Below are 14,299 nucleotides of genomic sequence, written 5' to 3'. Positions count from 1 at the left end.
TTGGAAGTAGTATATCAGAGAATCAAGTGAATATCAATATATTTTACTAAATATTTTTTGTAATAATTACGGGACAGTCTCCTAAGGGGGATTTCCCCTCGCCGTCATCCATAAACCGTAGGGGCGGCCCCATGTGGTCGCCCGCATAGATTGAGCCTGAGACGATATTTGCCACAGAGATCAGCGAGCGCATCGAGACAGGAAAATTCAAAAGCAGTTTCTTCCTCGAACGTTGAGCCCGAAACCTTCTTTGCGATCTCTTCGTCTCCGCGGTGAAACGATGAGCAAGGAAAAGAATGGAGAAGAGTATTAACCAATGAAGTTGATTGGATTAGGAGAGCTGATCTCATGATCCGCTACAGTCTATCAAGCTCTAGCGAGCGGGCGCTGTGGATATGCAGGTGTTAAGAATGTAGAAGATCGCAGGAACACATATATAAATCTCTTTCAGATATGTCAAATGATGCCGCCACAAACCTGTCCGCCAGAGCTTCTTGCCACTTCCACGATAGCTATAATTGACAAAAATTTTTATTCCTGTAGAATAAGTACCTGAAAAGGTAGGCTGATTCCGGCTGGAAAGCTCTCTCATTTTGGAAACGTTCAACAAAAAAAGCCTCAGCGAGCGGGACATCTGCAGCAAATTCATCACGCCTGCCATCCAGCGCGCCGAATGGGACCTCCTCACGCAAGTACGCGAAGAAGTCACACTTACGCCAGGGCGAGTCATGGTCAAAGGCCGGCTGGCTTCTCGCAAAAAGGGCCGCCGCGCCGATTACATTCTCTTCCACGAGAACGTCCCGGTCGCCATTATCGAGGCAAAATCCAACAACTACTGCATCGGCGACGGCATGCAGCAGGCGCTCGCCTACGCGGAAATGCTGGATGTGCCATTCGCCTATAGCTCCAATGGCGATGCGTTCCTGGAACATGATTGCACCGGCGCATGCGAACAGCCGGAACGTGAAATCCCTCTCGATTCTTTTCCCTCACACACCGAGCTTTGGCGGCGCTACTGCGCCTGGAAAAATGACGATGACACCATCCTGCAGTTCCTCACCCAGGACAATTACACAGATATCACCGGCAAGGTCCCACGTTATTATCAGCAGGTCGCCATCAATCGAACTATAGAAGCCATCGCCAAAGGTCAGAACCGCATTCTCCTGGTTATGGCCACAGGCACCGGAAAGACCTACACCGCTTTCCAAATCATCTGGCGTCTGTGGAAGTCGCGGATGAAAAAGCGAATCCTTTTTTTGGCCGACCGCAACATCCTGGTGGACCAAACCATAACCAACGATTTCAAGGCGTTTGGTCAGGCCATGACGAAAATCAAAAACCGGCAGGTAGATAAATCCTATGAAGTATATCTTGCGCTATATCAGGCAGTCTCGGGCTTGGAAGAGGAAAAGAATATATATAAGCAGTTCTCTCCGGATTTCTTCGACCTTATCGTCGTGGATGAATGTCATCGGGGCAGCGCAGCCGAAGACTCGGCCTGGCGCGAGATCCTGGAATACTATTCTTCGGCGACCCAAATCGGCATGACCGCCACTCCAAAGGAAACCAAATACGTTTCCAACATCGACTATTTCGGTCCTCCTGTCTTCTTCTATTCTCTGAGGCAGGGCATCGAAGATGGATTCCTCGCCCCGTACAAGGTCATTCGCATCGACATCGACAAAGACCTCACCGGATGGCGGCCGGAAGAGGGAAAACGCGATAAATACGGCAAGCTCATCGAGGACCGAATATATAATCAAAAAGACTATGACAGGGACCTTGTGCTGGACCAGCGCACAGACCTGGTCGCCAGGAAAGTCACCGAATTCCTCAAAGCCACCGATCGCTACGACAAAACAATTATCTTCTGTGAGGATATCGACCATGCCGAGCGAATGCGCAAGGCGCTCGTAAACCGGAACGGCGACCTTGCATCTGAAAACCGCAGATACATCATGCGGATTACCGGCGATAATGACGAAGGCAAGGCGGAACTCGACAATTTCATCAGCCCCGAAAGCCGATATCCTGTCATTACAACAACATCAAAACTCATGAGCACCGGAGTGGACGCCCAAACCTGCAAACTCATCGTTCTCGATCAAATCATCCAATCCCTCTCGCAATTCAAGCAGATCATCGGGCGCGGCACCCGCATAAATGAGGATTACGGCAAGCTCTTCTTCACCATTATGGATTTCAAGAAAGCAACTGAACTGTTCGCCGATCCTGGTTTCGATGGAAAGCCGGAACAGATTTATGAGCCGGAACCTGATGAACCGACCCTGCCGCCGGATGACGAAACAGACGGAGACGAAGAAGGAGATGGAGAGGATGACAGCGGAATTCTTATAGACCCGCCGCCGGGAGCGGGAGCGAAGAAGTATTACGTTGCAGATGTGCCCGTCTGGGTAGTCGCGGAGCGCGTCCAGTATTATTCGAAAGATGGAAAGCTGATTACCGAATCGCTCAAAGATTACACGAGAAACACCATCCTAAAGGAATTCGCTTCTCTGGACGAGTTCCTGAAGCACTGGACGGAGGCGGAGAAAAAACAGGCTATCATTGAAGAGATGGAGGAGCAAGGTATTCTGCTTGAACCCCTTGCCGAGGAAGTCGGCAAGGAATTTGATCCCTTTGACCTCGTTTGTCATGTGGCCTTTGGTCAGCCGCCCCTCACGCGGCGCGAGCGCGCCGAAAACGTGCGCAAGCGGAATTACTTCGCGAAGTATGGAGAAAAAGCCCGCGCCATCCTCGATGCCTTACTCAATAAGTACGCCGACGAAGGCATCGAGAATATCGAAAGCATGAATGTGCTCAAGGTTCAGCCGATTAATCGGTTCGGTACCCCACTGGAAATCATAGATACGTTTGGAGGCAGAGACGAATACCTCCAGGCGGTTCAGGAACTCGAAGAATATCTATATACCGCCGCATAAGCAAAGGCGGAGCGACGGGGACTGACACCATTTACGGAATTTACGTCTTTTTGAATTCGTAGAATGGTGTCTGTCCCCAGAGCCTCATGCAGAGAGGAAGCATCAATGTCAGTCACCGCCGCAATTAAAGGCATTCAGGATATCATGCGCAAAGATGCCGGGGTGGACGGCGACGCGCAGCGAATCAGCCAGCTTGGATGGATGATTTTCCTGAAAATATTCGATGACCGCGAGAAGGAATATGAGCTTCTCGAAGAAAAGTACCGTTCCCCCATCCCCGACCAGCTCAGGTGGAGTAATTGGGCCGCGGATTCGGAAGGCATTACCGGGGATGAACTGCTCGACTTCGTGAACAACAAGCTGTTCAAAACCCTCAAGAATCTGTCGTTCGGTCGCGGCGCCGATCCCCGCGGCTTCATCGTACGCGAGGTCTTCGAGGACGCCTACAACTATATGAAGTCCGGGCATCTGATGCGACAGGTCATAAACAAGATGAATGAAAGCATCGATTTCAATAAGGCGAAGGACCGCCACCTCTTCGGAGATATCTACGAAAAGATACTCAAGGACCTCCAGAGCGCCGGAAACGCAGGCGAATACTACACCCCAAGAGCCGTCACCCAATTCATTGTCGATATGGTAGCCCCCCAACTCGGTGACAAGGTGCTTGATCCCGCATGCGGCACCGGAGGCTTCCTCACGTGCGCAATTGAAAATGTTCGCAAGCAGCAGGTAAAGAGCGTTGAAGATGAAAGAATCCTTCAACAGTCAATTTTTGGAGCCGATAAGAAGCCGCTTCCTCACCTCCTGTGCATCACCAATATGATTCTCCACGGCATTGAGGTTCCTTCACAAATCCGGCACGACAATACGCTTGCCCGGCCTTTGCGTGATTACACCGCGAAAGACAGGGTCGATGTAATTGTAACCAATCCTCCATTCGGAGGAATCGAAGAAGATGGCATCGAGAACAACTTTCCGGCCCCGTTCCGGACAAAGGAAACAGCCGACCTTTTCCTTGTCTTGATCATGCATCTCCTGAGGCCGGGCGGTCGCGCTGGAATGGTCCTGCCAGATGGAACTCTCTTCGGCGAGGGCGTAAAGACGCGTATCAAAGAAAAGCTGCTCGAAGAATGCAACCTCCATACGATAGTACGCCTCCCCAATGGAGTATTCAGTCCCTACACCGGCATCAAGACCAATCTCCTGTTCTTCACCAAAGGTGAACCCACCAAAGAGATCTGGTACTACGAACATCCTTACCCGGACGGCTATAAGTCCTATTCGAAGACAAAACCGATTCTTATCGAGGAATTCGAGCCTGAGAAGGCGTGGTGGGATAATCGGGTTGAAAACGAGTTCGCATGGAGAGTACCGGCAAAGGATATCGTAGCCAGAGGGTATAATCTCGACATCAAGAATCCAAACTCCTCGAATTCCAGTCACGGCGATCCTGAAGAATTGCTTGCCAAATACAGGAAGCTTCTTGCTGAACTGGCGCATACCCGCAACGCGCTGAAGGCGGAACTCTTGGATTCCCTTGGTGGAAAAAAGAAGTGAACATAAAGCCCTTCATCGAAAACTTTGAAATACTCGCCGACGCGCCAAATGGAGTCGAAAAGCTCCGTAAAACGATCCTCCAACTAGCGGTCCAAGGGAAGCTTGTTCCGCAGGACCCTGATGATGAGCCCGCTTCCATCCTCCTGCAAAGGCTAAAATCGGAAAGAGGACGACTCACAAAAGAAGGATTTAAGAAATATACTAAGTCATTACCGACGGGCATGGATAAAGAAAATCTCTGGCAACTTCCTAATGGATGGGAATGGACACGACTGACGGATATAGGTCTAATTAATCCCAGAAACGAGGTGAACGACGGGAAAAAGGTTTCCTTTATCCCTATGGCGTTCATACCTGCGGAGTTCGGGAAGTGGGTACAATCCGAAACACGTTTTTGGAAAGAAATAAAAGGCGGCTTTACTCATTTCGCGGAAGGTGATGTTGCCGTCGCAAAGATCACTCCTTGTTTTCAAAACGGCAAATCCGTTGTAATGCGGGGACTAATTAATGGGGTCGGAGTTGGGACAACTGAATTGCACGTCTTTCGTCCGGCGGATAAAAGTCTTCTCTTGCCCGAGTATGTCCTCTTGTATGTGAAGTCCCCTGATTTCCTCATTTGTGGAGAAGCAAAAATGACTGGATCTGCCGGGCAAAAGAGGGTTCCCAAGGATTATTTCTCACTCAATCCATTTCCTCTTCCTCCGTTTGCAGAACAAAAACGTATTGTCGCCAAAGTCGACCACCTCATGGGGCTGTGCGATGAACTGGAGGAGCGAAAGAAAAAGAGAAGCGAAAGCCAGCTAAAGCTGAATGGCGCGTTGCTGGATAAGATGCTGTCTGCCCGGGATCCGAAAGAATTCGCTCAGCACTGGCAGCGTATCTGCGACAACTTCGATCTGTTGTACGACCGGCCGGAAACGGTTCAGAAACTCCGCCAGGCAATCCTCCAACTCGCTGTCCAGGGCAAGCTCGTCCCCCAGAACCCCAACGACGAACCCGCATCCATCCTCCTCAAGAAAATCCAAGCCGAAAAACAACGGCTGATTAAAGAAGGAAGAATTAGGAATTTCAAGCCTTCGTCTTCGAACAAATTACAGGAACAGCCTTATAAGCTATCTAACCAATGGGAATGGGTTAGGTTAGAACAAATAAGCATTAAACTTGGTTCTGGCAGTACGCCACGGGGAGGTAAAGCCGTATATGAAAAGAAAGGAATACCTTTTATTCGTTCCCAAAATGTTTGGAATGATGGCTTGAAACTCGATAATGTCGCTCTTATACCTGAACATATCCATGAAAGAATGCGAGAAACAACTGTCGAACCTTGTGATATTTTGTTAAACATAACCGGCGCTTCAATCGGGCGCAGTTGCATTGTCCCGGATAATTTCTTGACCGGGAACGTGAGCCAACATGTGGCTATTGTTCGTTTGGTCGATAATAAGATACGCCATTATATCCACCTTTGCCTGATATCTCCTTATCTACAAAGTATCATTATGGCAGCACAAGTAGGAATTTCTCGAGAAGGTCTAAGCATGAAAAGGTTAAAAGATTTTCTTATTCCACTCCCGCCACTATCAGAACTTGAACGCATAGTCACTAAGGTTGACCAACTCATGGCTCTCTGCGACGAACTCGAAACAAAACTCAGGAAATCCCTCTGCGAGAGCGAAAAACTTATAGAAGCTGTCGTGCATCACATGCTGAATACAGGACCACAACAGTAATTGAAATCCTGCAACAAGTCTGGTGAGCCTTCACTATTGACTGAGAAAGAGGCACTGCTTGATACCCAAACTTTTGATCATTCTAACGGGGCTTTTTGGATTTATAGCTGCCGTACTGGGTCTACACTTGACACTTGGAAAGGCTGGTTATCCAGAGTTTGCTCTGAAATTTTTTCCTTTCCTAATAAAGGCAAAAGGGAAAGAAGGATATCTACTTTTCTTCTTAATTGTCATCATCTTCTTTGGCTACCTTTCCAATACTGCCCGGGAGTATCTTGAAGTGGAGAAGAAACCCTCTCTTCAGGAGAGCCAGGATACCAGTGGCGCACGTATTCTGAAAGCTTCTTCAACTACTTTTCAAATGGAAGTTGACGCCGCCGCTGAAGATGCCAAGGCAAGGGCAGCTAAATATTTTGACGCGGCGGAATGTATGTTTCAAGAAAAAGAATACCGAGACGCCGCGGAAAATTATCGGCGATCAATACAAGTGCTTCCCACCATGTCAGGGTACTTAAACCTCGGACTATCCCAGATGTACATTACAGATTACTCCAGCGCCAAGAATTCCTTCTTAATAGGTTTAGATATTGCGAAATCTAAGCATGAGGCTTATCAGGCAACCTTTCTCAGTAACCTTGGAATTATCTACATGCACTTGGGAAATTTAGAAAAGGCGCTCGAATACCACCGTTTGGCTTTGGAAATTTATGAGCGCCTAAAGGATGCGCTTGGTCAAGCCAACCAAATCGGCAATATAGGTAATGTACATAAGTTCCTCGGCAATCTGGAAAAGGCTCTGGAGTCACATCAAACCGCTCTTCAGATTTTCAGAGTCATTGAAAATTTGGAGGGACAGGCTATTGCCTTATCAAATATCGGTAGCGTCCATGAACGATTTGGCAATCTCGATGAATCCTTAAAATTCAATAGACAGGCCATCTCCCTGTACAGGAAAATTGACAACCCCATTGGATTGGCAAACGCTTTGTATAGTACCGGGATCATATATTGGTATAAGGCCCTTGCGTTGCCAGCAGGTCAACAGAAGAATCTATTGGATCAAGCCGCGGAAGCTCATCAGGAAGCTCTAATAATTTATGAAAAAATTGGAAATCTTACAGGGAAAGCAAAAGCTTTAGCTTGCATAGGACTGATTACCACTTATCGAGGAAACGAAAAAGAGGGAGTGCCCATTCTTCAAGAGGCACTGCATATTTGCGATTCTTTAGATGATTTGGATACTGTATCGGAGATACATTGCACGATTGGGTATGTATATATGAACGTAGGTCGATTAGATGAGGCCCTTGAATATCTCGAAAACGCACGACATCTCTCCGAGAAGATAGATGATCCTAAGGGAAAGGCAGATGCATTATTAAATATAGGTGTCATCTACTTTCGAAAGAATGAAAAGGAAGAGGCCTTTACCATACTAAAGGAAGCTCAGAAGATTTGCCAACAGTACGGCTTCAAAGGGAAATCAGAGGAAATTCAAAATACTATCTCTAGATTTGCTGCCGAATCGTAGATGGGGATAGATAAAAGACCCCCCCCTCTACCGGAATTTAGGCGCTTTAACCGGAGCCTGTCTCTAGTCCTCCAAAGTTCTCTTTTTTTTCTGTTGCCTATTTCCCGGATTTATTCTTAGTGGGATCGACCAGCTTATAAGTCGTTCCCTTTACTGAAGTAGGTGGAAGTGGCGCTCCCTTTACGGACGTCACCTCTTTACCTTTTCCCCCACGTGGGCCAATCTGTTGATATTGTCCGGATTTCGGGGCTTTCGTTCCAGGCGTGAAATTCTGTTTTCTTGTCATTCTTCTGCCTCCTATTGTTAATTGCCTTATTCCATCTATCTTATGATTCACAGTTCATGCAATTGAAAAGGAAAGTTACCTTAGCCCCAGACCACGCACCGGAACGCGGACAACCGGTTGCAGCACCTCCAGTTGATTTCTGTACTTACTCATTATGCGGTCATAGAAATTACGCACGTTCTTAGCACGCACAGTCAAAACGAGGGCATAAGGGACAGGACCTGCTGCGCTTGCGGCTGATCCGCCTTCCCGGGCATTGTAGTGTATTTGCAAATGGGGCCGGTGAACGCTGCTTGCCCTTTTCCGCGTAACTCCATGGATCGTCGTTTCCCATTTAAGTGCGTCGTGACGTAGTTCCTGCTCTGTCGCGTAAGGCTTTACAATTCCAAAAAGTGATTCCGACTTCGGCAGCTTTGCACCAATATTATGCTTCTCTGAATGCGGTCGAAAAACAACTTCTAACCCTGTCCGCGTGTAATGTATGGGATGCTCAGGGTCTGTTTGGCACGCGTAACAAAATGTCGCCACGATTTCTACATTGCCTCTGACTGCGCCATCCGGCCACGGAATTTCTGCTTCCCAGTAATTTCCTGGTCTCAGCGCGCCTTGATAGATGATGACCGCCTCATTATCGGCGCATGTAATTAGCGACTCCACATCCTCGTTAATTCGCCCCCAACCGATTTCCTCCAAGCTTTGATGGTTGGCTTGGCTACGATTGATGAGCAGAGCCTTCAGAACGAGCGGCTTCATGATCGATCCAAGATAGGCCCTTACACCGACAGCGGCCCTTAAAGCGAAAGGAGCCGCAAAACTTGTCCCATACTGAAGTGAAATCTCACCTGATTTTTGCTGAGATAAAACAGGAAAGGGTTCATCTGCGCAACCGCCAAATGCCAGCACGTCCGGTTTGACAAGGCCTGGGCTTCGGCCGGGACCCATTGAACTGTAAGACGCTCGCTCCCATGTGTTGTTACGAGAATCGCACGCGCCGACGGATAAGGAGTTCACGCAGTCAGAAGGAACCTGGACGCGATGTAGGTTTTGATTACGGTCTGCTTCTCCGTCATTGCCGACAGCAACAGCCGCCAATAGATCTCCATTGGAAAGAAGCTGGTCAAGCTTGCACGTCCAAACATGGGGCTCGTCGTCTATCACCAGATTCGGACCAACACTGAGAACCATAAACTCGGGTTTTCGATTCAATACTGTACTCTCGATCCGACGAATCACGTCAAAAAGTTCGTCGTCATTTGGATGCGTGTGTTCATCAAGTATCCGATAATGGTCCACCTTCGCAAAAGGAAGAGGTAAAGACTTTGGGTTGTCAATAGGACCAAAAAGCAGCGCACCAGTGACCATATGTCCATGCTCCTCATAATCGGCTATGGGTTTACCCATGTTTCTTCCCTTCCAGCCACTGACGTATTGATTCATGATCTCGTTTTTGCCCATCCCACCGTCGAACACGGCAACTCGCAAAGCTGGGTCAACCGGTGGATCTGTTGGAACGGCATTCGGGTGCAAACTTAGTTTAGGTTTAATGGCTCGAACTATCTGGGGTGGGCGCAGTTTAGGCATTCCGCGCGCGACACGAAGAAAGGAGAATTCGGCAATTTCATTAAGGAGTTTCCTTGGTGCTTTCAGGGGCAGAAAGCAAAGCCCTCCTACATATAGCCGCTTGTCGATGTTGACCTTTATACTCATTTCTCTGAGGAATCGGCGAAATCCTTCGATGATATAATCCGAGGACGGTTTTTCATCGGCATGAAGAATAATTTCAAGCACGGGATAATCAGTTGTCTGCGGAATGTTCCGCAATTTCGACTCCGGCGTGAGTTCACGAACATCTTCGAATTGACGTAACCTCTCAGCTGCCGCCGAGTCCAGGTCAAGCGTTCTCACAAAACGTGGTAAATCATCGAAATTTTCTCGGGTGCTGGCCACAAGGAATTCAGCAGTGACTTTTGTCTTCGGTTTTTCCTTTGTTGCAACCTTCGTTGGTTTTACGTATGCGATGCGACTACCAAGAACACGAAGTTTTGCCTCATATAAGAACTCACGAGGATAGTATGATTTGGCGAGATAGGCCGGGTGAATGATAAACGACGCGACACTTTCTCCCCGTGGACATGCTCTTTCCGGCAGTTGGTCGAGCTTCCTCGCCGTCTGTTGAAACTTTGGGAGCAACCGGTCGCGAGCTTCCCCTACCTCGTAAGGATGCGCTTTTTTATGTTCTATTTTTGGAGCCTGAATTTGTCTTACCAGATTCTCCCCACGGCCGAGAATATAATTTTTAGTCATTATCAGCCCCTAATTTTTGCTTTCGCAATTCCGCCAAGCGATACTTCCGCAATGTGTCGCGACTCAAACCTGTGATTTTGTTTATTCTTCTCTCCGAGAATCCGACCGCGCGGAGGCTACCGGCGAAGTTAATTTGCTCATCCTTGGATGGTAAAGACGCAACCGCACCTTCGATAAAACGAGTCATCTGATCCTCGATGGTTTCTTGGTTGACCACTGAGTTCATTCTTAGCAACCGAATGTTGCGTTGTACGTCACTGTAAGACATTCCTGCCATTGCGAAGGCGCACGCTACAATGAGTGGTTTAGAAACCTTTTTGTCTAGCCCAATCTGTTTTTCTAATAGGTTACGAATGCCTTCGCGGTCTGGAAGCGGAAAGTGAATCACGAGGTCGAATCGTCTCCATACCGCCGGGTCCAAAAGTTTTTCGTGATTTGTGGCCGCTATTAGAAGGCCAGTGGGGGGCCATAAGTCAATTTCTTGAAGCAGAACAGCGACAAGACGTTTGAGCTCTCCAATTTCAGTTGGATCATCCCGCATCTTCGCTAAAGCATCGAACTCGTCTAGAAGAAGAACACAGGGGACGCTTTTTGCATAATCGAGCGCTTGCCTTATGTTCCACCCGGTGCGCCCGAGAAAACTGCTCATTACCGTTGCAAGGTCAAGTGAGACAAGTGGTTTCTGAAGCTCCCGCGCCAGCCATCTTGCTGTCAATGTCTTACCGACACCAGGAAGTCCCGTGAAAAGAATGCTTCGCGTCGGCAAGAGTCCCTCTTCGATCAACCGCCTTTCCATTTGACGTTCAGTCAAAAGACGTTTCAATTGCTGCGCTATCTCCCGGGTGAAAACTGGCTCCACGTCTGGCTGTGGGTCATCTTCAACGCGAAGGAGTTGAGCCCGTGTCTCGTGGTCGCGAGGAGGCTCCTCTGTGTATGAATGTGCTTCGTATGAGTGCGCTTCCCTTACCAGATTTGTCTGCGGTTTTCTGTCTTGCATCGCCTTGCGAAGTCGTTCAGCAATCGCGGGATTATCTTTGCGAACTCTCGATATAAGACGGCGCAAGAATAAGGTTAGGTCGCGGTCATTCCCTTTCAAGGCCATTTCTGCAAGGTGGACTAATTCGTCATAAATAGTCGGTCTATATTCCATTACTTGCTCCCTTTATTATATTTTTTGAAAATAATATAACATCATTGTGGACTAATTGTCAAGTATTTTTTTAAAATTAGTCCATGTTAGCGAAGAATGAGTCACCCATTAAAGGTCCCTGTCAAGTAGGCACAAAAGTTTTACTCACAGAGCTTTCTTTTTTTTGTAGAAAAACAAGAAAAAACAAGAAAAACAAAAAAACAAGGGGGAAATTAGGGACAACAGAGCCCGATTTTTCCCGCCGAAGGATTTGCGTCTTCCCATCATCTTCCCCTGCTTCGGCCTAATTCGCTAATTCGTGGTGGAAAAACTCTTTACGTTGGTTTATGACATCTTTTTAACAACTATGTCGTTGACCAGGACTTGCCAGTATGGTTCAATGACCTTGTCGACACCAGAAAGTTTGGCCGGTCTGGATAAGGCTGGCGGCCTGGCTGGTCGGCAAACGAACGCGGCCACGTTCTACGAACCAACAAAGGAGCTGTAGCAAAAAAACGATCGACGCGGACCTCGCGACCGTTCACGGGGAAGGTCAATCCGAAATGTACGCCGCAGACCACTCACCCGGTACCGGTGGAGGCTACCTCAAGAGGAACTGCACGGCCCTCAGGGCATGCAACGACGGGGACTGATTCCCCGGAGACAGAATCTTGATACAGTGCTGCCAGTCCGCCCGGGAAGACGATCTGCGTAAAGACTGTCGCGAAACCTTCTCGTAGTTTGCCAAAAGAGTAAAGCCGTGGCATTCCGAGACCGGCACGAGACTACCGCTTGCGCAACAGGCGACAGGAACACGTCGAGTATGAGAAAGAAAAGCTGACAGATTAGTTACTCCGTCAGCGGCGACTCGCCGCCGCTCGCCCAAGCGCGAACACCGACTCCTTGGCTCAACTCACGCCGATAAATCCGGCGCCGGAGCAACCAGGTTCTCTTACAGAAGTAAAAGGGAAAAGGTAAAAAGATGAAAGGTAAATTACAGCCGAAATAATCCACGCGAATCCGCGTGAATCTGTGGTTCATTCAATCTGAGAAAATCAGCGTAATCCCGGATCGAGTCCAGGGCGGCGCGGGAACGGGCCCGAAAACCTTTTTATCCGCAGAGGGGTTTTAGTCGCGTCATCTAAACCTTCCTCTTCTTGGAGCGCAAGCGAAGTCTCTCTTGTAATTCGTCAATTCGTGAAATATGTGTTCCAAGTAGTTTGGTTGCGGCTTCGCAGCGCTGTGCAATCTGGGATAGAAAAGTCTCTTCCTGAAAGCTGTGTAAAAAGGACCTGCGGTTGAAGTACCCGCGGCCTCTGCGGAGAGGCGTCTCCATCGGTATTCATCGGCAGTTCCCAAGAATTCGTGAAAATTCGTGCGAATCCGTGATCGAGTTAAGTCATTGTCCTTCAATTTGCGAAAATCTGCGGAATCTGCGGATAGGACAATCTTTCTGTGGACTGGGGGCTGTCGCCCTTCCTCATCCGCGGCTCGATTTCGGGCACGTCACGCCGTGCGCGTACACTCTGAAAACATTGGCGCAATTGTTTGATCATCGAAACTGCGACAGGAACTTTTCGGGGCGGACGATAGGACAGCGTTTCACCTTCTTCAGCCTCAGAAGATGGGCATCGCCGCTCACGATGGCATCCGCCTGTGCGGCTTCGGCGCACAGCAGGAACTTCTCGTCGTCGGGATCGGCGGAGCGGCTGCTCTTGAGGGCGGATGGAATCTTCACCGGCTCGATATAGGGAATCAGCTCCTCCTGCAACAGATTCCCGATTTCTCCTTCGGTAAGGTCGAACTTCGGGTACGCCAGGACGCTGACGTATTCCTCGATGATTTCCCTGGAGGCCAGTATCGTAAGCGCTCTTTGCTTCCACAACTCATGAAGCCGGGCCATCGGACCCCTGAACAGGAGCGCCGATACGATCACGTTCGTATCGAGCACGACCCTTTTGAAGGGAGCGCGCGGCGGGGTCACGCCCGCTTCCTTCGCGCCCAGCGGATGGCCTTCTCGATGTCCTCCTCCTGAAGGCCGAGCGCCTGCATTTTGTTGCGGACGTTCTCGATGGTTGACGCGGCCGAGGTGATCTTGACCGGGGTCAACACGATCTTTTTCTCTCTTACGGAAACCTCGAAATAGTCCACTCCTGGAAACTGCTGAACGACCTGCTTCGGCAGAGTGAGTTGGTTTTTGGACGTCTTTTTGGCAAGCATTGTTTCCTTACCTCCTTACTATAAGGATACCATATAGATCGGGAATTGTAAACATAGTGGCAGGCTGTATGCCGGGGGCTGAAAGGCCGGTCGTTGATCTGCGATTGAAAAACAGTTCTTGCCCTGCAAGGCGCGCTGTCAGGATGAACCAAAAGAGGAAGTCAGTATGACGCGGCGAACGCCGAGTATTCCGGATTCCTGGCGGCAGCGGGCTCGCGACCCAAACGCAGGCAGGGCAGGCATAATGAAAGGAGCTATGACAGCGGCCTGAATCAATGTTCATCGGCGGTTGAAAAGAGGGATTCTTCTCCCGCGGAGCGCGGGGTCAGAATGACATAAAGGGGTTGTCGGCGCGGATCGGCGGTTGAAGTTGGGCACGCCGTGCCGCTACTATCTGTGAAAAATCGGTGAGAATCTGCGCAATCTGCGGATAAAAGGTCTTGGGGCCCGTTCCCGCGAGGCGCGAGAAGAAGGAGAAATCCCTCTTAGGAGGCTGTCCCGTAATTGAGATTTGTCTTTTTCTGCCAGACCCTGGATTCCTGCTTTCGCAGGAATGACGGGTTACTCTGACTTGTCGATACCGCTCTGTCATCG

9 protein-coding genes are annotated in these 14,299 nt (G+C 49.1%); 4 read left to right on the top strand and 5 right to left on the bottom strand.

The genetic code is table 11. The annotated features are described in order from the left end of the window. Window positions 1–593 precede the first annotated feature (593 nt). The 4 genes from C4520_12965 to C4520_12950 all read left to right on the top strand — a co-directional run bounded on the left by C4520_12965 (window position 594) and on the right by C4520_12950 (window position 7,766). Window positions 594–2,945, top strand: coding sequence for a DEAD/DEAH box helicase (locus C4520_12965; protein ID RJP19439.1), 2,352 nt, complete (start codon window positions 594–596; stop codon window positions 2,943–2,945). 105 nt (window positions 2,946–3,050) lie between these two features. Beyond that, on the top strand, window positions 3,051–4,505 hold the full coding sequence (locus tag C4520_12960; GenBank protein RJP19438.1) for an SAM-dependent DNA methyltransferase: 1,455 nt from the start codon (window positions 3,051–3,053) through the stop codon (window positions 4,503–4,505). Continuing rightward, the gene (locus tag C4520_12955) at window positions 4,502–6,235 is read left to right on the top strand and encodes a restriction endonuclease subunit S (GenBank protein ID RJP19437.1); all 1,734 of its coding nucleotides are present in this window, start codon (window positions 4,502–4,504) and stop codon (window positions 6,233–6,235) included. The genes C4520_12960 and C4520_12955 overlap by 4 nt, the downstream gene beginning before the upstream one ends. Before the next feature lie 58 nt (window positions 6,236–6,293). After that, complete coding sequence (locus C4520_12950; protein RJP19436.1) at window positions 6,294–7,766, top strand: tetratricopeptide repeat protein; 1,473 nt, start codon at window positions 6,294–6,296, stop codon at window positions 7,764–7,766. A gap of 97 nt (window positions 7,767–7,863) precedes the next feature. Here the strand turns inward: C4520_12950 and C4520_12945 are convergent, their stop codons facing one another. From C4520_12945 to C4520_12925, 5 genes are all read right to left on the bottom strand, one after another. After that, window positions 7,864–8,052 carry a YjzC family protein gene (locus C4520_12945; protein ID RJP19435.1) on the bottom strand — a complete coding sequence of 63 codons (189 nt, stop codon included), beginning with the start codon at window positions 8,050–8,052 and terminating at the stop codon, window positions 7,864–7,866. A gap of 75 nt (window positions 8,053–8,127) precedes the next feature. Beyond that, window positions 8,128–10,356, bottom strand: a complete 2,229-nt coding sequence (locus tag C4520_12940) for a peptidase S8 and S53, subtilisin, kexin, sedolisin (protein RJP19434.1) — start codon at window positions 10,354–10,356, stop codon at window positions 8,128–8,130. After that, a complete protein-coding gene (locus tag C4520_12935) occupies window positions 10,349–11,506 on the bottom strand; it encodes an AAA family ATPase (protein ID RJP19433.1) in 1,158 nt (385 codons plus the stop codon). The genes C4520_12940 and C4520_12935 overlap by 8 nt, the downstream gene beginning before the upstream one ends. Window positions 11,507–13,037: 1,531 nt before the next feature. Further along, a complete protein-coding gene (locus C4520_12930; GenBank protein RJP19432.1) occupies window positions 13,038–13,490 on the bottom strand; it encodes a putative toxin-antitoxin system toxin component, PIN family in 453 nt (150 codons plus the stop codon). Further along, window positions 13,466–13,705: an AbrB/MazE/SpoVT family DNA-binding domain-containing protein gene (locus tag C4520_12925; GenBank protein RJP19431.1), complete on the bottom strand. Its 240-nt coding sequence runs from the start codon at window positions 13,703–13,705 to the stop codon at window positions 13,466–13,468. The genes C4520_12930 and C4520_12925 overlap by 25 nt, the downstream gene beginning before the upstream one ends. Between the last annotated feature and the right edge of the window lie 594 nt (window positions 13,706–14,299).

This window comes from Candidatus Abyssobacteria bacterium SURF_5, from assembly GCA_003598085.1.
In the GTDB taxonomy this organism is placed as follows: domain Bacteria; phylum Abyssobacteria; class SURF-5; order SURF-5; family SURF-5; genus SURF-5.
This window is presented reverse-complemented; position numbering and strand designations above follow the sequence as displayed.